Source organism: Bradyrhizobium huanghuaihaiense (assembly GCF_025200885.1).
GTDB classification, from domain to species: domain Bacteria; phylum Pseudomonadota; class Alphaproteobacteria; order Rhizobiales; family Xanthobacteraceae; genus Bradyrhizobium; species Bradyrhizobium huanghuaihaiense.
Genome location: NZ_CP104172.1, coordinates 7383284 through 7409595 on the forward strand (window position 1 = coordinate 7383284; position 26312 = coordinate 7409595).

At 65.1% G+C, this 26312-nt stretch carries 20 protein-coding genes; 10 read left to right on the plus strand and 10 right to left on the minus strand.

Going from position 1 to position 26312, the window contains the following annotated elements:
- Positions 1-12: 12 nt before the first annotated feature.
- From N2603_RS34840 to N2603_RS34865, 6 genes are all read right to left on the minus strand, one after another.
- A complete protein-coding gene (locus N2603_RS34840; protein WP_260385685.1) occupies positions 13-501 on the minus strand; it encodes a chemotaxis protein CheW in 489 nt (162 codons plus the stop codon).
- 67 nt (positions 502-568) lie between these two features.
- A complete protein-coding gene (locus N2603_RS34845) occupies positions 569-2266 on the minus strand; it encodes a methyl-accepting chemotaxis protein (RefSeq protein ID WP_260385686.1) in 1698 nt (565 codons plus the stop codon).
- Positions 2267-2303: 37 nt separating this feature from the next.
- Positions 2304-2765 (minus strand): chemotaxis protein CheW, encoded by a 462-nt coding sequence (locus tag N2603_RS34850; RefSeq protein ID WP_260385687.1) that lies wholly within the window; start codon positions 2763-2765, stop codon positions 2304-2306.
- Positions 2765-4840, minus strand: coding sequence for a chemotaxis protein CheA (locus tag N2603_RS34855; RefSeq protein ID WP_260385688.1), 2076 nt, complete (start codon positions 4838-4840; stop codon positions 2765-2767). The genes N2603_RS34850 and N2603_RS34855 overlap by 1 nt, the downstream gene beginning before the upstream one ends.
- Positions 4837-5202, minus strand: coding sequence for a response regulator (locus tag N2603_RS34860; RefSeq protein ID WP_260385689.1), 366 nt, complete (start codon positions 5200-5202; stop codon positions 4837-4839). Before N2603_RS34860 ends, N2603_RS34855 begins: the two co-directional genes overlap by 4 nt.
- Entirely contained in the window at positions 5202-5525 is a 324-nt protein-coding gene (locus tag N2603_RS34865; protein ID WP_063692297.1) for an STAS domain-containing protein, read from the minus strand. Before N2603_RS34865 ends, N2603_RS34860 begins: the two co-directional genes overlap by 1 nt.
- Before the next feature lie 287 nt (positions 5526-5812).
- Between N2603_RS34865 and N2603_RS34870 the strand changes: the two genes are divergently transcribed.
- The 3 genes from N2603_RS34870 to N2603_RS34880 all read left to right on the plus strand — a co-directional run bounded on the left by N2603_RS34870 (position 5813) and on the right by N2603_RS34880 (position 9971).
- Positions 5813-6943 (plus strand): HD domain-containing phosphohydrolase, encoded by a 1131-nt coding sequence (locus N2603_RS34870; protein WP_260385690.1) that lies wholly within the window; start codon positions 5813-5815, stop codon positions 6941-6943.
- Positions 6944-7132: 189 nt separating this feature from the next.
- Entirely contained in the window at positions 7133-7801 is a 669-nt protein-coding gene (locus tag N2603_RS34875) for a hypothetical protein (RefSeq protein WP_026312152.1), read from the plus strand.
- A gap of 19 nt (positions 7802-7820) precedes the next feature.
- Positions 7821-9971 carry an adenylate/guanylate cyclase domain-containing protein gene (locus tag N2603_RS34880; RefSeq protein ID WP_260385691.1) on the plus strand — a complete coding sequence of 717 codons (2151 nt, stop codon included), beginning with the start codon at positions 7821-7823 and terminating at the stop codon, positions 9969-9971.
- Between the two features lie 178 nt (positions 9972-10149).
- On the opposite strand, the gene pobA is transcribed toward N2603_RS34880, so the two are convergent.
- Positions 10150-11322, minus strand: a complete 1173-nt coding sequence (gene pobA, locus N2603_RS34885) for a 4-hydroxybenzoate 3-monooxygenase (protein WP_260385692.1) — start codon at positions 11320-11322, stop codon at positions 10150-10152.
- A gap of 50 nt (positions 11323-11372) precedes the next feature.
- On the opposite strand from pobA, the gene N2603_RS34890 reads away from it, so the two are divergent.
- Together N2603_RS34890 and N2603_RS34895 are read left to right on the plus strand one after the other, a co-directional pair.
- Positions 11373-12278, plus strand: coding sequence for a helix-turn-helix domain-containing protein (locus tag N2603_RS34890; protein WP_260385693.1), 906 nt, complete (start codon positions 11373-11375; stop codon positions 12276-12278).
- Between the two features lie 351 nt (positions 12279-12629).
- Positions 12630-13241, plus strand: a complete 612-nt coding sequence (locus N2603_RS34895; protein ID WP_145831944.1) for a LabA-like NYN domain-containing protein — start codon at positions 12630-12632, stop codon at positions 13239-13241.
- A gap of 24 nt (positions 13242-13265) precedes the next feature.
- On the opposite strand, the gene pcaG is transcribed toward N2603_RS34895, so the two are convergent.
- Together pcaG and pcaH are read right to left on the minus strand one after the other, a co-directional pair.
- Entirely contained in the window at positions 13266-13892 is a 627-nt protein-coding gene (gene pcaG, locus N2603_RS34900; RefSeq protein WP_260385694.1) for a protocatechuate 3,4-dioxygenase subunit alpha, read from the minus strand.
- A gap of 4 nt (positions 13893-13896) precedes the next feature.
- Complete coding sequence (pcaH, locus tag N2603_RS34905; RefSeq protein ID WP_018644014.1) at positions 13897-14685, minus strand: protocatechuate 3,4-dioxygenase subunit beta; 789 nt, start codon at positions 14683-14685, stop codon at positions 13897-13899.
- Positions 14686-14779: 94 nt separating this feature from the next.
- Here pcaH and N2603_RS34910 point away from each other — a divergent pair, with 94 nt between their 5' ends.
- The 4 genes from N2603_RS34910 to N2603_RS34925 all read left to right on the plus strand — a co-directional run bounded on the left by N2603_RS34910 (position 14780) and on the right by N2603_RS34925 (position 21587).
- The gene (locus tag N2603_RS34910) at positions 14780-15709 is read left to right on the plus strand and encodes a LysR family transcriptional regulator (RefSeq protein WP_260385695.1); all 930 of its coding nucleotides are present in this window, start codon (positions 14780-14782) and stop codon (positions 15707-15709) included.
- Between the two features lie 79 nt (positions 15710-15788).
- Positions 15789-17093, plus strand: coding sequence for a nicotinate phosphoribosyltransferase (pncB, locus tag N2603_RS34915; RefSeq protein WP_260385696.1), 1305 nt, complete (start codon positions 15789-15791; stop codon positions 17091-17093).
- A 236-nt stretch (positions 17094-17329) separates the two neighbouring features.
- Positions 17330-18643: a GGDEF domain-containing protein gene (locus tag N2603_RS34920; protein ID WP_260385697.1), complete on the plus strand. Its 1314-nt coding sequence runs from the start codon at positions 17330-17332 to the stop codon at positions 18641-18643.
- A gap of 361 nt (positions 18644-19004) precedes the next feature.
- The gene (locus N2603_RS34925) at positions 19005-21587 is read left to right on the plus strand and encodes an autotransporter outer membrane beta-barrel domain-containing protein (protein WP_260385698.1); all 2583 of its coding nucleotides are present in this window, start codon (positions 19005-19007) and stop codon (positions 21585-21587) included.
- Positions 21588-21597: 10 nt separating this feature from the next.
- Here N2603_RS34925 and N2603_RS34930 read toward each other — a convergent pair whose 3' ends face one another.
- Positions 21598-22233 carry a TetR/AcrR family transcriptional regulator gene (locus tag N2603_RS34930; protein ID WP_018644008.1) on the minus strand — a complete coding sequence of 212 codons (636 nt, stop codon included), beginning with the start codon at positions 22231-22233 and terminating at the stop codon, positions 21598-21600.
- A gap of 674 nt (positions 22234-22907) precedes the next feature.
- On the opposite strand from N2603_RS34930, the gene N2603_RS34935 reads away from it, so the two are divergent.
- A complete protein-coding gene (locus tag N2603_RS34935; RefSeq protein ID WP_260385699.1) occupies positions 22908-26312 on the plus strand; it encodes an acyl-[ACP]--phospholipid O-acyltransferase in 3405 nt (1134 codons plus the stop codon).

Below are 26312 nucleotides of genomic sequence, written 5' to 3' on the forward strand. Positions count from 1 at the left end.
ACACTTGCAAACTCAGGCGGCGCGCGGCGCATCGGCGCCGGCATCGCTTGCTTCCGGAATCCTGTCATTCGCCATCAGCTTGGCGAGGTCGAAAATGACGACGAACTTTTCGCCCTTGCGGCCGATACCGGCGGCATAGTCGGACTGCCACGTCCCGCCGACCTCGGGGATCGGCTCGATCGCCTGCTCGTCGATATCGGTGACCTCGAACACGCAGTCGGCGACGAAGCCGACGCCGACCAGGCGGTCCTTCATCGGCACGTCGAGGATGATGATGCGGGTGGCTTCTGTGGCCGCGACACTGGGCAAGCCGAGCTTGGTCCGGAGGTCGACGATCGGATAGCCGCTGCCACGCACGTCGATCATGCCGAGCAGGAAGTTCGGTGCGTGTGGAAGCCGCGAGATCGGCCGCATGTCCAGGATTTCGCGGACGTTGCGGATGCTGATGCCGAACGTCTCTCCAGCGAGCCCGAGCGTCAGATATTGCGAGGTTGCGGCCATGATGCAGTCCAGGGGGTCCGAAGGTTTTGGAAACGAGTACGGTCCGGCGCGAGGCCGGACCGGTTGATCAGCGTTGGAATTCGGCGTCGCGGTCGTCTTCACCGTCATGCATGTCGAAGGCGAAACCGCCGCCGCCGGCGACCTTCATCGCGCGTGCCGGCTTGCGGACGGGCGCGGGCTTCTTCGCGCCGCGATCTGCTGCCGCCATGTGCGCCGCCTTGGCGCGGAGCTGGGTGACGGCGCGATCGATCGGCGCGGGGGCGGCGCTCTCGCTGCGTCCGGCATGCTCGATCCGGAAGAACGAGATGGTCGACTGGAGCTGCTCGGCCTGCGAGGCGAGCTCCTCCGAGGTCGAAGACACCTGCTCGGACGCGCTGGCGTTCTGCTGGCCGACCTTGTCGAGCTGCTGGATGGCCTGGTTGATCTGCGCCGAGCCGACGTCCTGCTCGCGGCAGGCCGCCGTGATCTCCTGGACCAGCGCGGCGGTCTTCTTGATGTCGGGCACGAGCTTGGACAGCATGTGGCCTGCTTCCTGCGCGACCTTCACGCTCTCCGTCGACAGCGTGCCGATGTCGGCAGCAGCGGCCTGGCTGCGCTCGGCGAGCTTGCGCACTTCGGAAGCAACCACCGCAAAGCCCTTGCCGTGCTCGCCGGCGCGCGCGGCCTCGACCGCCGCGTTGAGCGCGAGCAGGTCGGTCTGGCGGGCGATCTCCTGCACAATGGTGATCTTTTCCGCGATGGTCTGCATCGCCTCGACGGCGCGGCCGACGGCCACGCCGCTGGCCTCGGCATCCCTGGCCGACTGGCCTGCGATCTTCTCGGTCTGGTTGGCGTTGTCGGCGTTCTGCTTCACGTTCGAAGCCATTTCCTCCATCGAGGACGAGGCCTCTTCCGCGGACGAGGCCTGCTCGGTCGCGCCTTGCGAGAGCTGCTCGGCACTGGCGGAGAGTTCCTGGCTGCCGGCGGAGACGTTGCTGGCCGCGGTGAGCGCTTCCTCGACGACCTGCCGAAGCTTCTCGACCATCAGGTTCAGCGATTTGACGAGGTCACCGATCTCGTCATTGCTGGAGACGTTGATGGTCTGGCTGAGATCGCCGCTCGCCACCGCGCCGGCAAGGCCGACCGCGCGACCAAGGCCACGGGAAATGCTCATCGAGATCCAGATCGCCGCGATCAGACCGATCGCAAGCGATGCCAGCACGGCCGAGATCAGCATCATGTGGGCCCGGTTGCCGTCCTCATGAGCCCGGGCGGCCTGCTCCGCCATGTTCTTCTTGACGTTGCTGACATAGGCGTTGGCGGCCTCCATGGCTTCGGCGACCGCCTTGCGAACTTCGGTCATCGAGCGCTCGGCGGCCTTCGCCTTGTCGGTCCGGGCCGTCTTGAGGGCGTCGTCCTGAACGGCATTCATCCGGGCATAGGCGGCGCCGAAATTCTCAATCAGCTTCTTGCCCTCGGCGGAGGCCGCGGCATGGATCTCCTCCTTCAGCTTCAGCAGTGTCTCGCGCTGCTTGGCGATCTCGGCGGTGAAGCGATCGGCCTCGCTTTCGGGCGCGAGCAGGAGGTTCTTCTCGGCCCGAACCTGAGACAGAATTCCCTTTTCGATTTCCGCCGCACGATCCATCCGGCCGGCGCGCGACACGAGGCTGTCGGCGGTGTCGATCATCTCGCTGAGCTTCACATAAGCGAGGCCGCCCGCCGCCATCGAGAGCAGCAGGACCACGCCGAACGCGCTGGCAAGCTTTGCCTTGACCGTAAATCTCATTTCCAGCCCCTACCCCAGTCTCGCCCGAGACCTCATTTCAATTCAGGATGCGTTCCATGTTGGGAACGATGACGAACTCTTCGCGCCATTTGGCGATGAAGCGAATGAACTCCGGCTTCCAGTGCATGCCGACGCGCGGCGTCTGCTGCACGTCGGTCTGCGATATCTCCGTGACCTCGTAGACCTTGTCCGCGGTGACGCCGACCAGAACAGGCTCGCCGTCGAGCTCGAGCTCGATCACGACGATGCGCGTGTCGGCCGAATTGTCGAGCTGCGGCATGCCGAAGCGGAGGCGCAGATCGGCGAGCGGGATGACGTTGCCGCGCACGTTGATCACGCTGGGAACGAAGGCCCGGGCGCCGGCGACCTTGGTCACGGGGACGGGATCGATGATCTCGCGCACGAGGCCGGCGTCGAGCGCGAACTTCTCCTCGCCAAGGCCGATCATCACGACCTGCATCGCACCCGCCTGATGCTCTCCGGCCAAGCTATCGTTCATCACGCCGCCTCGCTGATGTGCTGCTTCTCGACCTTCGACTGCGCCAGCGTGACGAGCTGGGCGACGTCGAGGATCAGCGCCGCCGTGCCGTCACCGAGAATCGTCGCGCCGGAGAAGATCGTGACGTCGGAATGCAGCTTGGAGAGCGACTTGATCACGGTCTGGTGGTTGCCGATGATCTGGTCGGCGACGAGGCCGACGCGGGTCTCGCCGGTCGAGATGATGATCGTCTTCTGGTGCTTGTCCGGCGAGCCGGAGGCCGTCAGAAGCTCGCGCAGACGCAGGAACGGCACGAGGTTGCCGCGCACGTTGAGGAAGTTGCGGCCGCGCGAACGCTCGTCCTCGGCCGTCAGCTCGACGCATTCCTCCACCGCCGACAGCGGAATGATGTAGCGGCCTTCGCCGACGCGGATCAGGAGACCTTCGATGATCGCGAGCGTCAGCGGCAGACGCAGCGTCACCGTGGTGCCCTGGCCCGGCCTGGTCGACAGGTCGATCGAGCCGCGCATGTTCTCGATGGTGCGCTTGACCACGTCCATGCCGACGCCGCGACCCGACAGCGCCGAGATGGTCTGCGCGGTCGAGAAGCCCGGGTGGAACAGGAACTGGTGGATTTCGTGATCGGTGAGCACGGTGCCGGCGGCGATCAGGCCCTGCTCTTCCGCCTTGGCACGGATGCGCGCGGTGTTGAGGCCGCCGCCATTGTCCTTCACCGTGACGAGCACCTGCGCGCCGGAATGAACGGCGGCGAGCTCGATCCGGCCCTGCTCGGTCTTGCCGTTGGCAGCGCGGGTTGCGTTGTCCTCGATGCCGTGGTCGATGGCGTTGCGGATCAGGTGCACCAGCGGATCGGCCAGGCACTCGATCATAGTCTTGTCGAGCTCGGTGTCTTCGCCCGTCGTGACGAATTCGACCGGCTTCGACAAATCGCGCGACAGATCGTGCACCAGGCGGCGGAAGCGGCCGAACAGCGAGCCGATCGGCACCATGCGGGCGCCCATCGTGGTGTCGCGCAAGGAGGACGCGAGACGCTCGATCTCCTCGGCGATCATCTTGATCGAGAGATCGGAGCCGGAGGCGGCGAGCTGGCTGAGCCGCGCCTGGGCAATGACGAGCTCGCCGACCCGGTCCATCAGCTCGTCGAGGCGCTCGGCCTGGACGCGAACGGTGGCGATGCCGCGCTCTTCGCGCTTGGCCTCGGCCTTCGGCTCCGGCTTGGCTTCGGGCTTCGGCTCAGCTTTTGCGACGGGCTGCTCCGCAATCGGTGCGGCAGCAATCTCGACCACCGGCGCAGCCATCTCGGCCATGGGCACCGGCTCCTCGTCGATGAGCAGGAACAATGGCGCCGGGGCCGGCGCTTCGATCTGCGCGAGCGGCGAGAGCGTCAGCTTCATCTCGTCCTGGACGAACATGAAGACGTCGTCGATCGCATCCTTGTCGCAGGCCGCGTGCAGCTTGACGTCCCACTTCAGATAGCAGTCTTCCGGCTCCATCTCGTCGAGGAACGGGATGCCGTCGGTGACCGGCACGACGAAGCAGGGGCCGAGCTTGCAGAGATCCTCCAGCAGGTCGAGCGGGTTGGAGCCGTTGCGCAGGATGTGGGATTCGAATTCGAGATAAAGATGCCAGCCGGCCTGCTTGCCCTCAGCTGGCGCCAGCGGCGGCGCTTCCGCGATCGCGACGACCGGAGCTGCGGGCTGATCCGCCGAGACGAAGCGCCTGAGGTCGTCGAGGATGGCTTCGCCGATGATATCGTCGGTCGACTGGGGATCCTCGATCAGCGTGCGGATGTAATCCTTGGCGGCGAGCGCGACCGAGATCAGCTCCTGGGTCGGCTTGATCTCGCCTTTGCGGACACGATCGAACGCAGTCTCGAATTCGTGGGTGAAGGAGGCGACCTTGTCGAAGCCGAACATGGCGCCCGAACCCTTGATCGTATGCAGGGCGCGGAAGGCGGAATCGACCAGCTCGCGGTCGTCGGGACGCTGGCCGAGATCGAGCAGGGCCCCTTCCAGGACCTCGAACAGCTCGCTGGCTTCCTGGCGGAAGACCTCGGTCGGGTCCATCGCGCTCATGCGCGCACCAGCTTGCCGACGACGGCGAGCAACTGCTCCGGCTTGAACGGCTTCGTGATCCAGCCGGTGGCGCCGGCGCTCTTGGCTTCCTGCTTCACCGCATCGTTGGATTCGGTGGTCAGGAACACGATGGGCATGCCGACCGAGCTCGGCAGCTTGCGCAGCGCCCGGATCAGCTCCAGCCCGTTCATGACGGGCATGTTGAGGTCGGTGATGACGAGGTCGAGCTTGCCGGCCTGGGCCTTGGCGAGCCCTTGCGCGCCGTCACCGGCCTCGATCACGTTGTGACCGGCCGGCTCGAGCACGACCTTGATCATCTGCCGGATGCTGGGGGAATCGTCGACCGTGAGAATCGTGGCCATTAGGTGCCATCTTTCTTTTGCGGGAAATGCTGATCGATCATCGCGTCGCTGGCGAAGCCGGCGCGGCGAAGGGTGTTGCGCAGAGACTGGGAGAATGAGGTGAGCACCACCGGGCGGCCCTGGGCCTCGCCCGTCTTGGCGGTCGACAGCAGAAGCTGGATCGAGGTCACGTCGGCCTTGTCGACGCTGGAGCAGTCGATCTCGAGCCGGTCCTGCCGGCCGAAAGCCTCGCGGATCAGGTCGTAGACACTGCGGATCGCAGCGATACTGCAGTCTGCAGGCAGCCGTAGGGACCACTTCGGCTCAGTGACATCAGACGACATTCGTCCCCCAAAATTTCCGGGGACTCACTGCACGCATGGCGCGAATCCCGCGCGCCGACTATTCGGTATGGAGAGTGTGCAAACCCCTAATGGATACCTCCGTACAACTACGGGTCACAATTCGAAGAACTTCGCGTATGCGCGCAGGCGTGCATGGCTCGCTCAAATCTCATGCGCCGCGCGCAGTCATGAAGCAGCTTGCCGCCGGTGAAACGTTTGCTTCGCGTTAAATCGCAAAGGCTAGTTGTTGAGGTCATGCCTCGCCATCCGAACAAGTCCGGCCGCCGATGCTGACCCAAGCGCTTCTGGTTGACGACAGCCGCTCCGTCCTCAACTTCCTGAAACGGCACATCGAGGCCGAAGGTCTGGTCGAGGCCACCACCTTCCTCGATCCCGTGGACGCGCTGGTCTGCGCGCGCGAGCGCGTCTTCGACCTCGTGCTGGTCGACTACGAGATGCCGCACATGGACGGCATCAGCTTCATCCGTACGCTCCGCACCCTTCCCGGCTGCGCCGACATCCCGATCGCGATGATCACGTCGCGGCAGACCGACGACGTGAAGATGGAAGCGCTGCAGGCCGGTGCAACCGATTTCCTGCCCAAGGCGCCGCAGAGCGTCGAGATGACGGTGCGCCTGCGGAATTTGATTCAGCTTGGTGCAGCCGTACGCAAGCTAAACGACCGCGCCGCGCATCTGGCCAGCGAAGTCGCAGCCGCGACACGAAAATTGGGCGAGCGCGAGGAGGAGATCATCCTGCGGCTCGCGCTGGCGGTCGAATACCGCGACAACGACACCGGCGAGCACACGCTGCGGGTCGCCCGCTACAGCCGCGTCATCGCCGAGCAGCTCGGCCTGCCGGCCCGGCTCTGCCGCGACATCTATCTGGCCGCCCCCCTGCACGACGTCGGCAAGGTCGCCATTCCCGACAACATCCTGCTCAAGCCCGGCAAGCTGACCGACGAGGAGATGGCGGTGATCCGGACCCACGCCAGGATCGGCGAACGGATCCTGGCGGACTCCAGCTGCGAGCTGATCCAGCTTGGCGCACAAATTGCCGCAGGCCATCACGAGCGCTGGGACGGCGCAGGCTATCCGAACGGCCTCAAGACGGACGAGATCCCGGTTGCCGCACGCGTGGTCGCGGTCGCCGATGTGTTCGACGCGCTGACGACGAGGCGGCCGTATAAGGAGCCGATGCCGCTCGAGACGGCGCGCAATTACCTGATCGAGAACGCGGGACGGCAGTTCGACCCGGCCTGCGTCGAAGCCTTTCTGTCGCGCTGGGACGAGGTCGTGAAGATCGCCGCCGGACAGCAGGCGACGCCGTTTGTGAAGGCCGAAGCCACGCTCGCTCCTAGCGCAGCGCAGAGCCGTCCGGTCGAGGAGCGCGCGCCCGGGCCGGTCCCGGCCATCTGACATTATCCATCCGGCCAACAGCTTGCCGCAGCTCCGGTTTCTCCGGTCGCCGGGTTGAACCTGTTCCTGCTAGAGTGGCACCAATAATAAAGAGTGATTCTGGTCACACTTGCCTGGGCGCGCCGCTGCTAAGCATCGGACCTGGACGGGGACCGGCAAATACATCGGTCGAATTGGATGAGAGCTCCCATGAGAAGTCTGATCGGCGCCGCTGTCGGCGCGTTCTGTGTTGCGGCCCCCGCCTTGGCGGAGACCCCGGCCGCAATCGTCGAGGATGTACAAGGCAAGGTCGACGGCATCGCCTTCATGGACTATGTGGCGCCGGGCAAGATCATCAAGCTCGGGCCCAAGGCGAGCATCACGCTCAGCTACCTGAAATCCTGTCAGCGCGAGACGATCAGCGAAGGCGTCGTGCTGGTCGGCGCCGAGCAGAGCACGGTGCAGCTCGGCGAGGTCAAGCGGGAAAAGGTGCCCTGCGACACCAATGCGGCAAAACTGTCCGAGCGCGAGGCCAACCAGAGCGCAGCGACCACCTTCCGCACGATGCGCTCGGATGCCAAGGGCGCCCCGGCCAAGCTGCCGACGCTCTACGGCACAGCCCCGCTGGTGCAGGCCAAGAGCGGCAGCACGCTCGTGATCGAGCGCACCGATGGCAAGGAGCCCACCATCACCGTGCCGCTCAAGAACGAGGTCATGGTCGGCGGCAAGTTCTATGATTTTGCCAAGGCCGGGAAGTCGCTGACGCCGGGCGGCAGCTATCTCGCCATCCTCGGCGCCAAGCGCTACGCCTTCCAGGTCGATGCCAGCGCCACGTCATCGCCGACGCCGATCGTCGGCCGCCTGCTGCGGCTCGAATAGCCGGCCTAGCGACGGCGCGATGCGGCGGATCGGCAGGCGGGACATCGTTGCGGCGATCCTGATCGCGCTCCTTGCGGGCGCGGTCTTCACGTCATCACCGCTTCAGGCGTTGCAAGGTCTCTCCCTCGACATCCTCACCGCGCTGCGCGGCAAACTCGTCCCCGACCGCCGTGATCCCGCGACGTCGCCGGTCGTCGTGGTGGCAATCGACGGGGAAACCTACGACACGCCGCCCTTCAAGGGATCGCCGACGCAGACCTGGACGCGCGAGATCGGCCGCGTGCTCGGCAGCATCACCGAGGGCGGCGCCAAGGTGATCGGCTTCGACGTGATCTTTCCGAGCTCGATCGAGCAGTCGGAGATTCCCTTTGGCGAAGCGTCGCTCGGGACGCGCATGAAGGGCTTTGACCGGGACTACCTCATCGCCCTGCGACAGCTCTCCGACAGCGGCAAGCTGGTGCTCGGCGAAATCCTGAGCAACGACCATCCGGACAGGCCCTACCGCGCACAGCAGCTCGCGGTGAAGAACAATATTCGCGCTCTCAACGTCCATACCGACCCCGACGACGTGATCCGGCGGATGCCGCTGAGCTTCTCCATCGACGGCAAGCCCGTTCCGGCGATGGCGGTCGAGCTAGCTGCCCGAGCGCTCGACGCCAAGCCCGAGATCGCGCCGTCGGGTGCGACGACATTGTCCGGCTATGCCGTCCCGAGCGCGGTGCCCAACACGCTGACGCTCAACTTCCGCGGCCTCGGCCGCGACGTCCCGGCCTATTCTTTCGCCGACCTGCACGCCTGCACCGACAAGGGCGACCGCGACTTCTTCCACCGCGCATTCGACGGCAAGGTCGTGCTGCTCGGCACCATCCTGAATTTCGAGGACCGCAAGCTCACCTCGATGCGATTGTCCGGCGGACATGACGGCTCGCCGGCGCCACGATGCGCCCTGCCCTCCACCACCGGCACCGCGCAGAAGGTCCGTAGCGACATCGCCGGCGTGTTCGTACACGCCGCTGTCGTTCGGAATCTGATCGAGCATGACGCCGCGACCGAGCTCGGCTTTCCGGCACGAACGATTCTCACGATTGTGCTTGCGGCGATCATCGCCTGTGCGGCCTGCATGCTCGCGCCTGGGGGCGCGCTGATCGCCTGGCTCTCCGTCACCGTCGTTTACACAGCCGTTGCCGTCGGCGCCTTCGTTCACGCACTGGCGCTGCCCCTGACGGAGCCTGCGCTCGCAAGCCTCGCTGCCCTCGCGATGATGATCGGCTATCGCTTCGTGCTTGCCGATCGCGACGAGCGTTTCCTGCGCAAGAGCTTTGCCCTCTATCTCGCGCCCGAGGTGATCGAGACCATGGTCGCCTCCGGCAAGATGCCGGCGCTCGGCGGCGAGATGCGCAACGTCACCATGTTCTTCTCCGACCTCAGCGGCTTCTCCTCGATCGCAGAGACGATGACGCCGGGCGAGCTGGTGACGCTGATGAACGAATATCTCTCCGCCATGACCGACATCATCGAGGGCCATGGCGGCTACGTCGACAAATACATCGGCGATTCCATCGTCGCCATGTTCGGCGCGCCCGCGGACGATCCTGCCCACGCAAGCAACGCCGTCCGCGCCGCGTTGAAATGCCACGAGAAGCTGGCAGAGCTCAATGCCGGCAATCCCGCCTTCGCCGGCCACGGCCTGTCGCACCGCATCGGGCTCAACAGCGGCGAAGCCGTGGTCGGCAATATCGGCTCCCGCCGCCGCTTCAACTACACCGTGATGAGCGACACCGTGAACGTCGCCTCGCGGCTCGAAGGCGCCAACAAATATTACGGCACCGCGATCATGGCCTCGGAAGCGACGGTCGCGCAGACCGGCGACACCTTCGCCTGGCGCGAGCTGGACGCGATCAGGGTGATGGGCCGCGGCGAGGCGATCAGGGTGTTCGAGCCGCTGGCGGACAAGGGCGCCGAGACGGCCGAGCAGGCGAAGGTGGCGGTCGCGTATGCAGAGGGGTTGGCCTGCTGGCGGGCAAGGGAGTTTGCGAGGGCGGCTGATGCGTTCGGAAAGACGGCGAAGAGCGATCCGGCGTCGGCGCTGTTTGCGAAGCGCGCAAGAGTGCTGACGGCGAATCCGCCGCCGCCGGATTGGACCCCGGTCAATACGCTGGAAGGGAAGTAGCTTTCTTACCCTCCCCTGGAGGGGGAGGGTCGGCTCACATTGAGCGCAGCGAAATGTGAGACGGGGTGGGGTGACAGTCTCTCCTCGCCAACAGTGCCCGTGTGGAGAGATCACCCCACCCCGCTCGCGCTGCGCGCGATCGACCCTCCCCATCCAGGGGAGGGTGAAGAGAGACCGCCTAAAACGGCAGGCCCACATAGTTCTCCGCAAGCAGGCGCTGCGCCGTCTCCGACGAGAGCAGATAGTCCAGCTCGGTCTGCTGCAGCCGATCCTCATATTCGATCCGGTCGGGGAAACGATGCAGTATCATCGTCATCCACCAGGAGAAGCGCTGCGCCTTCCAGATCCGCGCCAGTGCCTTGGCGGAGTAGCCTTTGAGGCCGGAATCGTCACCGCGCTGATAATGCGCGAGCATGGCGTGATAGAGATAGTAGATGTCGGAGGCGGCGCTGTTCAGTCCGCGCGCGCCGGTGGGCGGCACGATGTGGGCGGCATCGCCGGCGAGGAACAGGCGGCCATAGCTCATCGGTTCGGCGACGAAGCTGCGCAATGGCGCGATGCTCTTCTCGATCGACGGCCCCGTGATCAGGCGGCCTGCGACGTCGTCCGGCAGGCGGCGCTTCAGCTCGGCCCAGAACGCATCGTCGCTCCAGTCCTCCACCTTGTCGGTCAGCGGCACCTGGATGTAGTAGCGGCTCAATACCTGCGAACGCAGGGAGCAGAGTGCAAAGCCGCGCTCGTGCTTCACATAGATCAGCTCGGGCGACACCGGCTTCGTGCGCGACAGCACCCCGAGCCAGCCGAACGGATAGACCTTCTCGTATTCGCGCAGGACATCCTTCGGGATCGATTTGCGGCTGACGCCGTGAAAGCCGTCGGCGCCGACCACGTAGTCGCAATCGACGCGGATGGTCTCGTCGTTCGAGCGGTAGGTCACGTAGGGCCGGTCCGACGTCAGCTCGTGCGGCGTCACATCCTCGGCATTGTGCACGACCTTGCCGCCGAAGCGGTCGCGCGCCTCGTAGAGATCACGCGTGAGCTCGGTCTGGCCGTAGACCAGCACCGAATTGCCGCCGGAATGCTTGTGCAGGTCGATATGGGACAGCACCCCGTCATGGGCAATCTCGAACCCGTTGTGGATCTCGCCCTCGCGGTCCATCCGCTCGCCGCATTGCGCCTCGCGCATCAGCTTTGCAAAACCGTGCTCGAGCACGCCGGCGCGGATGCGGGCGAGCACATGATCGCGGCTGTATTTCTCCAGCACGATCGTGTCGATGCCCTTGAGGTGCAGGAGCTGGGACAGCAGCAGCCCGGACGGCCCACCACCGATGATACAGACCTGAACTTTCATTTTTACGTCCTCCCGTCGGCACTTTTTTGCAGATCTGGCTCTGCAAACCGATGGAGGGTTTCGCCATTGTCTTGTACTATTCGAACATGCGAAGCGCGGCCCCTGCCCCGGCGATCCGGGTCTACAATCTGTTCGGCGAATCCGGCGATCTGCCCGACGTCGTGCATTGCGAGACGATTGCGTCCCGCTCGGTGCTGCATGACTGGACCCTAGCCGTGCACCGTCATGCCCGGCTGCACCAGGTGCTGCTGATCGAGCGCGGCGGCGGCGAGGCGACGCTCGACGGGCGCGTGGTGCCCTTGAAGCCGATGCAGATCGTCAATGTGCCGGTCGGGCACGTCCACGGCTTCCGCTTCGAGCCGGATACCCAGGGCTGGGTCTTGACCATCGCCGCCGAGATCCTGGACGAGGCGCTGCTCGCCGCCGAAGGCCTGCGTGGACCCTTGTCGCGATCTGCCGTCGCACGCGGCACGCCACAGATCCGCACCACCATGAAGCAGATTTTTGCCGAGCACGCCGCGCGGGATTTCGGCCGCGCCCATGTGCTGCGCGCGTTATCGGCGGCCATGATCGGACTGGTGGCCCGCGCGATTACCAGTGAGAGCGGCGGCAATGGCACGGCGGAAAGCGGCCTGTTCCGCCGGTTTGAGGCGCTGCTGGAGCAGCACCATCTGAAGCGCTGGAGCGTTGCGGACTACGCAGGCGCACTGTCGATCACGCCGACCCATCTCAACCGGATCACCCGGGCGGCAACGGGCGATACCGCCTCGCACCTGATCCTCAACCGGCTGATCCGCGAGGCGCGGCGCAACCTCGTCTACACCAACCTGCCGGTCTCGACGATCGCCTACGCGCTCGGCTTCGAGGATCCCGCCTATTTCAGCCGGGTCTATGCGGCCGCCACCGGACTGTCGCCACGCGCCTTTCGCGCGCAGCTTCACGACGGCGAAGGCTGACACATCGGACGAAAGACCACGCGCGCTGATGGTCGGAGGTCACGCCGCAGTCGCGTTGGTTGCCGGCGCGCGCCCACTTACCTTCGTATATGGGGTGCTATCCTTTGGATAGGGGCCCCTTACCTCCGTACAATTGAGCAGGGAATGCGCTCGCTTTAGCGTGGCTGCATTCGGCGCCCTGGCGCTGGTGGCATGGAACCCTCCCTAACCTTGGCGCAAGGCGGCCACCCCTGTCCGGTCGCCGGCGCCGCTTTTTCAGCAAGCCATCGGCGCCTTCAGTGTTTCCCGCCGACACACGGTGCCCCGTGGCCGAACAGGCTGGCTTCGTGCGGAACTGGAGATTTGTCCATAATGTCTTCAATTGGGAAGATCGCACTCTTTATCGATGGCGCCAATCTCTATGCCACCTCCAAGGCGCTCGGCTTCGATATCGATTACAGGCGTCTGCTCGGCGAATTCCAAAGCCGAGGCACGCTGTTGCGCGCCTTCTACTACACGACCGTCATCGAGGATCAGGAGTTCTCGTCAATTCGTCCGTTGATAGATTGGCTCGACTATAACGGATACACTGTCGTCACCAAGCTCACCAAGGAGTTCGTCGACGCAAACACCGGCCGCCGCAAGGTGAAGGGCAGCATGGATGTCGATCTCGCCGTAAGTGCGATGGAGCTTGCCCAACATGTCGACCAGATCGTGTTGTTCTCGGGCGATGGCGATTTTCGTTCGCTGGTGGAATCCCTGCAGCGCCGCGGTGTCCGCGTGACGGTCGTCTCCACGCTCTCCACTCAGCCCCCCATGATCGCCGACGACCTGCGCCGGCAGGCGGACGTCTTCATCGATTTGGCTGAGCTGAAACAAAAGGTGGGGCGCGATCCGGTCGACCGCCCGGCATCGCGCGAGGTGCGGCAGCCACCGCAATTCCTCGCGCGCGGAACGATCAAACGCGACGACCGGGTCGAGTGACCCTGCGCAACGACCGCCGGATCGTCACACGTCGAAGAACACCGTCTCCTCCGGCCCCTGCAAATTGATCGTGAAGGAATACACGACCTTGCCGGCGCGCTCGCTACGCTTTGCGATCAGCGTCGAACGCCGGGCCGGCTGTTCGATCAGGTTGAGCACGGGATCGGCGGCATTGGCGGCCTCTTCGTCCGAGAAATAGAGCCGCGTGTTGAGACCGATATTGATGCCGCGCGCGACGATCCAGACATTGACGTGTGGCGAGCATTTGCGTCCCGTCTTGTCGGTGATCGCGCCGGGCTTGATGGTCTCGAAAGTGACGAGTCCACTGTCGAAGTCGGAACCGGCGCGGCCCCAGCCGCGAAACTCCTGCTCCAGCGCGCCGGCCGAGCGATCCGCCGGATGGTTGTAGCGGCCGGCCGCATTGGCCTGCCAGATTTCCAGCAGCACGTCGCGGAGCGGCGAACCTGCGCCGTCGAGCACCCTGCCTTCCAGCGTGATGCGTTCGCCTTTGGTGTTCGGCGTCACCAGCACGTTGGAAAAGTTTTTCTCGAAGATGTCGAAGCCGGCCATCGCCGGGATCAGGCCGATATGGACGTAGGGCCCGGCGGTCTGCGAGGCGGTTTCCTTGAGATAGTTGAGCGGCTGCGGCATGGACTTAGTTCCCCGCGGTGCGATTTTCGAAATAGGTGGAGCGCTGGCCGCGCAGGACGATATCGAAGCGATAGGCGAGCGAGTCGAACGGCGTCGAGGCGTTGAGGTCGAGCGGCGCGACCAGGCGGTCGAGCGCATCCTTGTCCGGAATGGTCGTGAGGATCGGGCAGACCGGGATCAGGGGATCGCCCTCGAAATACATCTGGGTGATCAGCCGCTGCGCAAAGCCCGAGCCGAACACCGAGAAGTGGATGTGGGCGGGGCGCCAGCTGTTGACGTAGTTGCGCCAGGGATAGGGGCCCGGCTTCACGGTGCGGAAATAATAGTAGCCGGTGTCGTCGGTCAGGGCGCGGCCGCAGCCGCCGAAGTTAGGATCGACCGGCGCCAGATACGTGTCCTTCTTGTGCCGGTAGCGGCCGCCGGCATTGGCCTGCCAGAATTCGACCAGCGTGTTCGGAACGCCCCGGCCGGTCTCGTCCAGCACGCGGCCGTGGACGATGATGCGTTCGCCGACGGGATCGCCGTCCTTGGCGTAGTTGCGGATCAGGTCGTTGTCGAGCGGGCCGAGATCGTTATGGCCGAACACCGGCCCGGTGATTTCCGAGACCGAGTTCTCCAGCGACAGCAGCGCCTGGCGCGGAGAGCGCAGCACCGAGGATTTGTAGCCGGGCGCATGTGCCGGCGGATGGATGGAGCGGTCGCGCTGGAAGAAGCCGCCGTCGCCGAGCGGCGGCGTGAACGGATCGGGGCGGTTGAGGCGGGGATCCTGCAAGGCTGTCGCCTGGGCATTCATCGGCGTTGTCTCTCCCTGTGGCGCCCGGTCCGGGCGCGCGGCTTATTGAACGATAATGCCGCCACCCATTCTCAAGATAAATAGATCGATTATAATGAATTCCATGAAGGAAATCGATCATTTGGCCCTCGACGGCCACGCCCTCGAACTGTTCCTCGCGGTGCTGGAGGAAGGTTCGGTGACGGCGGCGGCAACCCGGCTCGGCCTGACGCAATCTGCGGTCAGCCACGGGCTGAACAAGCTGCGGCGGATCGCCGGCGACCCGCTGTTCGCCAAGTCCGGCCGCGGCATCGTCGCCACCGCGCACGCCCAGGCCCTCGCGGCGAAGGCGCGCGCGCTGATCGACGAGATGCGCAGCTTTGCCGGCGGCGTCAGCTTCGCGCCGGCACAGGCCCAACTGTCGCTGACGATCGCCGCCAACGACTTCCAGCGCGACCTGCTGCTGCCGCGCTTCTTCGATCATGTCGCCGGCCAGGTGAAGAGCCTGAACCTGCGCGTCATCCCCTCGCAATCCCCCTCGCCCGCGATGCTGCGCGAGAACCGCTGCGATCTCATGATCACGCCGCTGCCGCCGTCCGGCGTCGACATCGTGCAGAAGCGGCTGCTCAGCGATCACTACGTCTGCTACTACGATCCCAAAGCGCGCGCGGCGCCTTCCGACCGCAATGCCTATCTCGCGGCGCGCCACATCACCGTCGTCTATACCGACAATGAGCGGCTCGACTTCGACCGCCGCCTGGCCGGCAATGGATTCCACCGTGACATCGCCATCTCCGTGCCGAGCTTTTCCGGCGTGCCGTCCTTCCTGCGCGGCTCGCAGATGCTCGCGAGCATGCCGAGCCTGCTCGCGTCCGGCGTGATGGGCGGCTTCGCGCAAGCGCGCATTCCATTGGCCTCGCGCACCCGCACGCTGGCCGAGCTGCCGATGTTCATGGTCTGGCACCAGCGCTACCAGAAGGACCCGGCCCATCGCTGGATTCGGAGCCAGCTCGAGACCGTCGCGACGACGGCAGCCGGAGACTGAGCCCCGCTCCAATTTCGGGAAAGCCAGCCCCTCGCCAAACCCACTGGTTGGGCGGGGGCCACCACGCTAGAATTGCCCCATGACAGTGACCGATATTGCGAGCCGGACCTACAATCACAGCTGGCGGCTGGATCCCATCATCCGCAGCCTGCTCGATACCGACTTCTACAAGCTATTGATGTTGCAAATGATTCGGGAGGATTACCCGGATCAGCAGGTGACCTTCTCGGTCATCAACCGCTCGCGCCATGTGCGGCTCGCCGAGATCATCGACGAGGGCGAGCTGCGCGCCCAGCTCGACCACGCCCGCACCATCCGCTTCACCAAGAAAGAGCTGATCTGGCTGGCCGGTAACACGTTCTACGGCAAGACCCACATGTTCTCGGCGGACTTCATCCGCTGGCTCGCCGAATTCCGCCTTCCCGAATACGAGTTGCGCAAGGTCGACGGCCAGTATGAATTGCACTTCCACGGGCCGTGGACCCACACCTCGATGTGGGAGATTCCGGCGCTCGCGATCCTGAACGAGCTGCGCTCGCGCGCGGCGATCAAGGGCCGCGGCCGCTTCGAGCTCGACGTGCTCTATGCCCGCGCCAAGGCCAAGCTGTGGACCAAGGTCGAGCGGCTGCGCAAGCTGGAGAATTTGCGGCTCTCCGACTTCGGCACGCGACGCCGCCACGGTTTCCTCTGGCAGCGCTGGTGCGTCGAGGCGGTGAAGGAAGGCCTGGGCCCCTCCTTCATCGGCACGTCCAATGTGCTGCTCGCGATGGACAACGATCTCGAAGCCATCGGCACCAACGCGCACGAACTGCCGATGGTCGCGGCTGCGCTTGCCAGGGACGACGAGGAATTGCGCTGGGCGCCCTACCGCATCCTCGATCAGTGGCGCCAGACCTATGGCGGCAACCTCCTGATCGCACTGCCCGATGCCTTCGGCACCAAGGCTTTCCTGCGCGATGCGCCGGAATGGGTCGCCGACTGGACCGGCTTCCGCCCCGACAGCGCGCCGCCGATCCAGGCCGGCGAGGAGATCATCGCCTGGTGGGAGAAGAAGGGCCGCAACCCCAGGGACAAGCTGCTCGTGTTTTCCGACGCGATGGACGTCGGCTCGATCGAGGAGACCTATCACCATTTCACCGGCCGCGTGCGGCTGTCGTTCGGCTGGGGCACCAACCTCACCAACGATTTCGTCGGCTGCACGCCGGACGGCTCGTTCAATCTCGATCCGATCTCGCTGGTCTGCAAGGTGTCGTCGGTCGACGGCCATCCGGCCGTCAAGCTCTCCGACAATCCGGAAAAGGCAACAGGCCTGCCTTCGGAGATCGAGCGTTACCTGCGTGTGTTCGGCGATGCCGGACGCGTACGCAAGCCGGTGCTGGTCTAGCAATTCTCTCGATCGGGTAAACAGCACGCGACGAATGCGCGGCATTGATTTGCCGATTCCGCGCCAGTTCCGCTTTCTCGGTATTTGAAGCGATCTGCGGCCATCCGCTTCACGACGCCTTCACCCTGCGACGCAGTCCCCCCATTTTCAGGTCGAGTTAAGCAACCTTCTCCTCTACTTCGCGTTGCAGGCGCAACCGCTCCGCTGGGGTCGTTGAGCGATTTGGGGAACGCAGGGTGTTTCGCAGAACAGCGTCGTCGACGAAGGAACGCAGCTTCCTTCACGTCATCAAGCTCGTCTCGCCTTTCGTGATGGTCGTCGTGCTCCAGGCGACGATTGCAGGATTCAGCCTCGAGGTGATGTCGTCGGTCCGCGCCTATGTCGCAGGTGAAGCGCTATGGTCGCGCTCGCAGAAGAACGCGGTCTATTTCCTCAATCTCTATCTGCATTCGGGCGAACCGAGCCAGTTCGCGCAATATCAGGCCTCGCTCGCCGTACCCATCGGCGACGAATTCGCGCGCTGGGCGCTCGAGCGCGATCCGGTCGACGTCGAGGCCGCCCGCATCGGCTTCCTGCAAGGCGGCAACCACCCTGATGACGTACCTGGATTGATCTGGCTGTTTCGCTACTTCAATGGCGTCAGCTTCCTCCAGGAAGCGATCCGCGAGTGGACCGCCACCGATCCCATGCTGCTGGAGCTGAGCGTCTTCGGCGAGGTCATCCGGTCCGAGCTGGCGAAGGGCCCCGTTCGGGACAACGGCCGTCTGCAATTCCTGTCGGCGCGGCTCTCGGAGCTCAACACCCAATTCACGGTGCATGCCAAGCGCTTCTCCACTGTGCTCGGGGAAGGCTCCCGCGCCATCAAGGTGACGCTCACCTGCATCAACGTCGCGACCGCCGCGACCCTGATCCTGCTCCTGATCTGGCACACGCGACGGCTGGTGCTGCAGCGACAGGCCTTCGAAGACGCACTACATGCCGAGAAGGAGCGCCTCGCCTGGCAGGCATCGCACGACTGGCTGACAGGGCTTTCCAACCGCCGCGCCTTCGAGGCGCGCCTGCAAGGCGAGCTGGACAATGTCGCGGCGGGTCCGCTGGGACTGATCCTGCTCGACCTCGACCAGTTCAAGAACGTCAACGACAGCTGCGGCCATCTCGCGGGCGACCGCCTGCTCTGCCAGGTCTCCAGCCTCCTGCAACGGGACCGGCGGCCGCATGATCTGGTGGCCCGGCTCGGCGGCGATGAGTTCGGCCTGATCCTGCCGCGGTGCTCGCCGTCGAACACCGTCGACATCGCCGAACGGCTGCGACGATCGCTCGAGCTGTTCAGCTTCACCTGGGACGATCGCTGCTTCGCGGTGACCGCCAGCGTCGGCGTCACCTGCATCGCCGACCGCGATACCTCGCTCGAGGAGGCGATGCGGCGCGCGGATGCCGCCTGCTACCGCGCCAAGGAAAAGGGACGCAACCGGGTTCAGGTCGACGGCGGACGGCCGGACGTCGTGCTGGTCGCGCCCCGGCCGCGCGAGGCCGTCGCTGCGCAAGGCTGATTGCGGCCCGGTCAAATTCATCTCCGGGGACGATCGCAATCAGTTTGAGTTCGCCTCAGGCCCTCCCGATGGCGCTTCGATCCACCCCGGCGCGCCGGGCAATGCGGCGACACGGCGCAGTTGTGACGTCGTGGCCACATGGCTCTGAAAAAGCAGCCCTCTTCGCATTCGGACACATCACATTGCGCGCCGGTCCACGATGGCCGGGACCTCTCTCGCTAAGGATGGCATCGCCCCGATGCTGCGGGGGCGAATCCGACCGGAATCGCGCCGCGAGAGGAGTTTGGAAGTGCCTTGGAATGATTTGATCGCCCCGCGCAATATCGTTCGCGCAACGACGTCCCGGCCGCGCGCGCTTCTCTTGAGCACTGCGATCGGTGCCCTCGGCAGCTCGCTGCCGTGGTTCATCGTGCCGGCACAAGCGGCATGTGTGATCAGCGGAGCCGGCTCGCAGGTAGCACTCCAGTCCGGCGATTCAATTACCTGCACTGGGTTGAGCAATACGCTGGTCAGAACGGCGTCAGGGGTCAGCGGGGTCACCGTCAACGTCGGCGACGGCAGCCCGACATCCCTGAACGACCCCGTCTTTGCCGGCATTGTCTTTGACGCGGCTTCGAACAGCGCGGTCAAGATTTTCGGCAATGCGTCGGTCGCGCCAACCAACAGCGACAGCATCGACGTGATAGGCGGCAGCAACAATACAATCACGGTGGATGCAGGTGCTGCAGTCGGATCGCCGACCGTCGGGACGACGGCGCTTGGCCTCTTCGGTTCGAACAACAACATCGTCGTGATCGGAGGTACGGTTGGAAGCGGCGCGGCCGGAACTGCCGGCATCGGCATCTTCGGCGGTTCGGCAGGCAATCAGCTGAACATCCTGCCGGGCGGTTTTGTCCAGGGCAACGGCCCGGCGGCCATCGATTTCAACGGCGCGGCGGACGGCAACACCATCAACAATGCCGGCACCGTATCGAATGCTTCGGGCACGGCAATCTTCGGCTCGAACAGTCAGGACACCATCATCAACTCGGGCACGATCACCAGCAACGGCGTCAGCATCGCAGTCGATCTCAAGAATGGGAACGACGTCTTCGAGCTGCGCGCGGGATCGAACATCACAGGCTGGGTCGTGGGCGGCAACGGACTGGACACGTTGCGCCTGGGCGGGACCGCCAACGCGGCGTTCGACCTCGGCACATTCGGCGCGGCCGGCCAGTTCAAGGACTTCGAAGCGCTGGAAAAGACCGGTAGTTCGACCTGGACGCTGACGGGCATCACCATGGACGCGGCCACCATGATCGTCCAGGCCGGCACCCTCATCGCCAACGGCACGATGGCCAACTTCGGGACGGTGGTGACCGGCGGCACGCTCAGTGGCAGCGGCATGATCGGATCGCTCACAGTGGTGTCGGGCGGCACGGTCGCGCCCGGCAATCTCGGTCAACTCGTCGTCAACACCAATGCGGCGTTCCAGTCAGGGTCGACGTACGCGATCTCGGTCAACGCGGCCGGGCAATCAGACAAGATTGCCGCCATGAGCGCGACACTGACCGGCGGCACCGTCGCCGTCACCACGCTTGCAGGCGCCTACAATCCCTCGACGCAATACACCATCCTCAGCACGACGGCTGGCCTCACCGGCAACTTCGCGGGCGTGACTGTCAGCGGATACAATCCGCAGCTGTTCGCGTCCTCCCTCAGCTATGACGGGTTCAACGTCTTCCTGACGCTCAACTACAACAACGCCGCGTTCCTCTCCATCGCACAGACGCAAAACCAGAAGGAAGTGGCCGGCGCGCTGAGCGCGTTCGGCTCCAACCTGCCTTTCCTGTCGTCTTTCGCAGGCCAAAGCGACACGCAGCTTCGTTACAATCTCGATCAGCTCTCGGGCGAAGCTGCCACCGGCGCGCAGCAGGGCGCGTTCCAGTTCACCAGCCAGTTCCTCGGCCTCATGCTCGATCCGTTCGTGAGCGGACGCGGTGGCATGAGCGCCGGCGACACCGCGCTCGGCTTCAGCCCGGAGCGCGCCGCGCTGCCGGAAGCTGTTGCCCTCGCCTACAACAAGGCCTTGGGCATGCCGGCCGCGAAAGCGCCAGCCTTTGCCGAGCGCTGGACGGCCTGGGGCACGGCGTTCGGCGGCACCAACCGCACCAGTGGCGACCCCGTCGCCATTGGCAGCCACGACCTCAACGCGCGCGCTGGCGGCGTCGCGGCCGGCGCCGACTATCACTTCAGCCGTGACGCCCTGGTCGGCTTCGCGCTCTCGGGCGGCGGCACCAAATGGGACCTCGCGCAGGCGATCGGTGGCGGCAAGAGCGAGGCGTTGCAGGCCGGCGTCTACACCGCACTACGCAATGGGCCGGCCTATTTCGCTGCCTCGCTCGCCGTGGCCAATCATTGGATGTCGACCGACCGGCTCGCTCCGTTCGGCAATCAGCTCACTGCGAAGTTCGACGCGCAAACCGTCGGTGGCCGCATCGAGGGCGGCTATCGCTTCGTCACGCCGATCGGCGGCTTCACGCCCTACGCGGCAGCGCAGGGGCAGGCGTTTCGTACGCCGACCTATACCGAGACCGATCTGGCCGGCAGCGGCTTCGGCCTGACCTATCAGGGACGCACCGCCTCCGACACACGGAGCGAGGTCGGCGCGCGTTTCGATCGCGCGACGCTGGTCGCGCCGAATGCTGTCCTCACATTGCGCGGCCGCGCGGCCTGGGCGCATGATTGGATCAGCGATCCCACGCTCGTCGCCGCGTTCCAGGCGCTGCCCGGCGCGAGCTTCATCGTCAATGGCGCGACGCCGGCAAAGGACGCCGCGCTCGCATCCGCCGGCGCCGAGCTGAAGTTTGCGAACGGCATCGCGCTGTCCGCCAAATTCGACGGCGAGTTCGCGGCGCGCAGCACGACCTATTCCGGCACTGCGAGCCTGCGATACGCCTGGTAGTGGCGACGCCTCATCGAGATAACCCTGCGCCGACCGGACGAATTCCGAGACCGGCGAGATGCGTATCGATGAACTGTTCGATCTGCTGGCGCAGCATCTGCGGCGGCACGGCCACCATACGCTCCTCGAGGCCAAGCGAGATGATGCCGTGCACCGCCGAGAACAGGGTGCGCGACAGCAGCGCGATCTTCACGTCGTCCGCATTCGGTAGCACCCGCACCAAGGGCGCGTGCATCAGCGCGAAGGCATCCATCACCATCTGAAGGATGTCGTCCGGATAAGGCCGATCGTCCTCCATCCGGTGCTCGAACAGCGAGCGCAGCAGATTGGCGTGCCCGGCAAAGAATTCGAGATAGGTCTCGGCAAGCCCATAGAGCTGGCGAACGGGATCTTCGCCCGGAACCCCGCGCAGGCGGGCCGTAAGTGCCTGAACGGTCTCCCGGTTAACGGTCAGGATGACCCCGTCGAAATCGCCGAACTCGTTATAGACGCTGCCGACCGAGCAGCCTGCGGCCTCCGCAACATCCCGAACCTTGAGTGATCTCAATCCCTTAGCGGCAATGATTCCGCGGGCGATCTCCAGGATCTGGAGCCGACGCCGATTTTTTTTCTGGTCCCGCAGCGATTCTTCTTGAACATTGTTCATTTTCAGGCTACCAATGTGAACATTGTTCAACTTAACCCGGAGACCTGCAAAATGCAAACCCTCGCTGTTGATATCGCCGCCACCTTCGTCGATGACGCCGCAGCCCTCGTGACCGGCCCCGGCCGGACCCTGCTCAAGTTCGCGATGGCCCCGATCGATCGCATCGCCAATGCCTGCGACATTGCCGGCGTGCTCGCCGAGCGCCGTGCGACCTTCCGGATGTGGCGGGCCAACCGCGGCCACAGCCGTCGCGATGGCCGCCGGTTCAGCCTGCTTGGTCGCCTCTCGCCCTTTCGCCACCTCGCCCATCTCACGTGAGGCGCGCGCCACGAAACGGCTCGAATGCAAGGAAAGGCCGCAATGAAGGGCTTACCATTTGCCGACATTCGCAGCCGATGTCGCGAGCCTAACCGGTGCGGTTCAGTTTTTGCTCACGGCCCGTCGCATATCCGGGTCAGAGCGGCCTTTCCGCCCAAAGCTGACGTGGCCGCAATGGGAAATTTGCGAACCTAACGAGAGCATTTGGAGACCAACAGGATCAGAGGGACCAGGGGGACAGAGCAGACCGACGACACCAGTCACTCTGCAATCGTTCGTCCCATGCCCTTCCGGTCGTGACACTTTCACCGCCAAAGCAACAACCTCAGGCTGCCTTTTTCAAAACAGGACTAGTCATGATCAGGGAATTGATGTCGTCACGCCGCTTCGCGCCGCTGTTCTGGGCGCAATTCTTTTCGGCGCTCAATGACAACGTGCTCAAGAACGCACTCGTCATCATCCTGCTTTACAGTGCCGCGACTGGTCACGGCGATGCGCTGGTGACGGTGGCAGGCGCCGTCTTCATCTTCCCCTACTTCATCCTGTCCGGGCTCGGCGGCCAGCTCGCCGACAAATACGTCAAGTCCGTCGTCGCACGGCGGCTCAAATTCGTCGAGATCTTCGCCGCAGGTTTTGCCGCCGCCGGCTTCTTCCTGCACTCGGTGCCGCTGCTGTTCACAGCGCTCGCGCTGTTCGGCACCATCGCCGCGCTGTTCGGCCCTGTGAAATACGCCATGCTGCCGGACCAGCTCGAGCTCGGCGAGCTCGCGACCGGCAACGCGCTGGTCGAAGGCGCGACCTTCATGGCCATTCTGCTCGGCACCGTCGCCGGCGGCCAGTTCGTCGCCGGCTCCACGCATATGGGCTGGATCGCCTCCGCCGTCGTCGTGCTGGCCCTGCTGTCCTGGGCTTTCGCGTCCCGCATTCCGCAGACAACGCCCTCCGCGCCCGATCTGCCGGTCGATGCCAATCCCTGGACCTCCACACTCGGCCTGCTCAAGACGCTCTACGCCGACCACCGGCTGTGGGACGGCACCGTGATCGTCTCCTGGTTCTGGCTGGTCGGCGCCATCGTGCTGTCGCTGCTGCCGGCGCTGATCAAGGAGGTGGTCGGCGGCACCGAGGGCGTGGTGACGCTGTGTCTTGCGATCTTCGCGATCGGCATCGCCATCGGCTCGCTGTTTGCCGCAAGCCTGAGCCACGTTCGCCCGAACCTCGCGCTGGTGCCGATCGGCGCCATCATCATGGGGTTTGCCGGCCTCGATCTCGCCTGGGCCATCGGTGTGACCACCAAGGGCCAGGACATCACCGCGGTCGATTTCGCGACCTCGTTCGCGGGGCTGCGCATGCTGGCCGACTTCGTCGCGTTCGCCTTTGGCGGCGGCCTGTTCGTCGTCCCGTCCTTCGCTGCGGTCCAGGCCTGGTCGGAACCTTCCGAGCGCGCCCGCATCATCGCCGCCGGCAACGTGCTCCAGGCCGCCTTCATGGTGGTCGGCTCGCTGTTCGTCGCGCTGCTGCAGGCGGGTGGGCTGCATGTCGGCTGGATCTTCTTCGGCCTCGGCGTTGCCAGCTTCGGCGCGGTGTGGTTCGTGCTGACCAAGTGGGGCAAGGAAGGCGTGCGCGATGCCGGCGGACTCTTGTTCCGCGCCCTCTTCCGCACCGAGGTGCGTGGCCTCGAAAACCTGCCGCCTCCGGGCACGCGCATGCTGCTCGCGCCCAACCATGTCAGCCTGATCGACGGCCCGATGCTGCACGCGGTGCTGCCGATCGACGCGAGCTTCGCGGTCGATACCGGCATTGCCAAAGCCTGGTGGGCAAAACCGTTCCTGCGCGTGGTCAAGCACTACACCATGGATCCGACCAAGCCGCTCGCCGCCCGCGACCTGATCAAGCTCGTCGCCGCGGGCGAGCCTGTCGTCATCTTCCCGGAAGGACGCATCACGGTCTCCGGGTCGTTGATGAAGGTCTATGACGGCACCGCGATGATCGCGGACAAGGCCGACGCCGTCGTCGTGCCCGTCCGCATCGAAGGCGCGCAGCGCTCGCATCTCAGCTACCTCAACTCTAGCCAGATCAAGCGCTCGTGGTTCCCGCGGGTGACAGTGACGATCCTGCCTCCAGTCAAGCTGCCGGTTGATGCGGCTCTGAAGGGCAAGGCGCGCCGCAATGCCGCCGGCGCCGCGCTCCAGGACGTGATGATCGACGCGATGGTGAAGAACGCCATGCTCGATCATACCCTGTTCGAGGCGCTTGGGCACGCCTATCGCGACCGCGACACCGGCAAGGTGATCATCGAGGACGCGCTCGGCACCAAGCTGACCTATCGCAAGCTGATCCTCGGCGCGCAGGTCCTGAGCCGGAAGCTGGAAGACGGCACCTCCGCCGGCGAGAATGTCGGCGTGCTGCTGCCGAATTCCGCGGGCGTCGCCGTCGTCTTCATGGCGCTGCAAAGCATCGGCCGCGTGCCGGCGATGCTCAACTTCTCCGCCGGTCCGGTCAACGTCCTCGCCGCCATGAAGGCCGCGCAGGTCAAGACCGTGCTGACCTCGAAAGCCTTCATCGAGAAGGGCAAGCTCGACAAGCTGATGGCCGCGATCTCCGCCGAGGCACGCGTAGTCTACCTCGAAGATGTTCGCGCCTCGATCGGCACCGCCGACAAGATCAAGGGCCTGCTCGCGGGCACCGCGCCGCGCGTATCCCGCCAGGCCAACGATCCGGCCGTCGTGCTGTTCACCTCGGGCTCGGAAGGCACGCCCAAGGGCGTGGTGCTGTCCCACCGCAACATCCTCGCCAACGCGGCACAGGCGCTGGCGCGGGTCGATGCCAACGCCAATGACAAGGTGTTCAACGTGCTGCCGGTGTTCCACTCCTTCGGCCTGACCGGCGGAATGATGATGCCGATGCTCGCAGGCATTCCGATCTACATGTACCCCTCCCCGCTGCACTACCGGATCGTGCCGGAGCTGATCTACCAGACCGGCGCCACCATCCTGTTCGGCACCGACACGTTCCTCACCGGATACGCCCGCTCGGCCCATGCCTACGACTTCCGCACCCTGCGTCTGGTGATCGCCGGCGCCGAGGCGGTGAAGGACCGCACGCGGCAGGTGTTCATGGAGCGCTACGGCATCCGCATCCTCGAAGGCTACGGCGTCACCGAGACAGCGCCGGTGCTGGCGATGAACACGCCAATGGCCAACCGTCCCGGCACTGTCGGCCGCCTCTCGCCGCTGATGGAGAGCCGCCTCGATCCGGTCCCCGGCATCGAGGAAGGCGGACGCCTCTCGGTGCGCGGGCCGAACGTGATGCTCGGCTACCTCAGGGCCGAAAATCCCGGCGTGCTGGAAAAGCTTCCCGAGGGCTGGCACGACACCGGCGACATCGTGGCGATCGACGCCGCCGGTTTCATCACCATCAAGGGCCGCGCCAAGCGCTTTGCCAAGATCGCGGGCGAAATGGTCTCGCTGTCTGCAGTCGAAGCCATCGCGACGGCGCTGTGGCCGCAGGCTGCTTCGGTCGCGGTGTCGATCCCCGATCAGCGCAAGGGCGAGCGCATCGTGCTGTTGACGACGGAGAAGAACGCCGAGCGCAGCGCGATGCAGGGCCAGGCCAAGACGATCGGCGCCTCCGAGCTGACCGTTCCCGCGACGATCATGGTGGTCGACAAGGTGCCGCTGCTCGGCACCGGCAAGACCGACTATGTCACGGCAACCGCCATGGCCCGCGAGCAGGCATCCGCACCGGACCGCGAGGTGGCGTAA

Coding starts and splice junctions, on each gene's coding strand:
- N2603_RS34840 (WP_260385685.1), bottom strand. CDS start 501: ATGGCCGCAACCTCGCAATATCTGACGCTCGGGCTCGCTGGAGAGACG.
- N2603_RS34845 (WP_260385686.1), bottom strand. CDS start 2,266: ATGAGATTTACGGTCAAGGCAAAGCTTGCCAGCGCGTTCGGCGTGGTC.
- N2603_RS34850 (WP_260385687.1), bottom strand. CDS start 2,765: ATGAACGATAGCTTGGCCGGAGAGCATCAGGCGGGTGCGATGCAGGTC.
- N2603_RS34855 (WP_260385688.1), bottom strand. CDS start 4,840: ATGAGCGCGATGGACCCGACCGAGGTCTTCCGCCAGGAAGCCAGCGAG.
- N2603_RS34860 (WP_260385689.1), bottom strand. CDS start 5,202: ATGGCCACGATTCTCACGGTCGACGATTCCCCCAGCATCCGGCAGATG.
- N2603_RS34865 (WP_063692297.1), bottom strand. CDS start 5,525: ATGTCGTCTGATGTCACTGAGCCGAAGTGGTCCCTACGGCTGCCTGCA.
- N2603_RS34870 (WP_260385690.1), top strand. CDS start 5,813: ATGCTGACCCAAGCGCTTCTGGTTGACGACAGCCGCTCCGTCCTCAAC.
- N2603_RS34875 (WP_026312152.1), top strand. CDS start 7,133: ATGAGAAGTCTGATCGGCGCCGCTGTCGGCGCGTTCTGTGTTGCGGCC.
- N2603_RS34880 (WP_260385691.1), top strand. CDS start 7,821: ATGCGGCGGATCGGCAGGCGGGACATCGTTGCGGCGATCCTGATCGCG.
- pobA (WP_260385692.1), bottom strand. CDS start 11,322: ATGAAAGTTCAGGTCTGTATCATCGGTGGTGGGCCGTCCGGGCTGCTG.
- N2603_RS34890 (WP_260385693.1), top strand. CDS start 11,373: ATGGAGGGTTTCGCCATTGTCTTGTACTATTCGAACATGCGAAGCGCG.
- N2603_RS34895 (WP_145831944.1), top strand. CDS start 12,630: ATGTCTTCAATTGGGAAGATCGCACTCTTTATCGATGGCGCCAATCTC.
- pcaG (WP_260385694.1), bottom strand. CDS start 13,892: ATGCCGCAGCCGCTCAACTATCTCAAGGAAACCGCCTCGCAGACCGCC.
- pcaH (WP_018644014.1), bottom strand. CDS start 14,685: ATGAATGCCCAGGCGACAGCCTTGCAGGATCCCCGCCTCAACCGCCCC.
- N2603_RS34910 (WP_260385695.1), top strand. CDS start 14,780: ATGAATTCCATGAAGGAAATCGATCATTTGGCCCTCGACGGCCACGCC.
- pncB (WP_260385696.1), top strand. CDS start 15,789: ATGACAGTGACCGATATTGCGAGCCGGACCTACAATCACAGCTGGCGG.
- N2603_RS34930 (WP_018644008.1), bottom strand. CDS start 22,233: ATGAACAATGTTCAAGAAGAATCGCTGCGGGACCAGAAAAAAAATCGG.
- N2603_RS34935 (WP_260385699.1), top strand. CDS start 22,908: ATGATCAGGGAATTGATGTCGTCACGCCGCTTCGCGCCGCTGTTCTGG.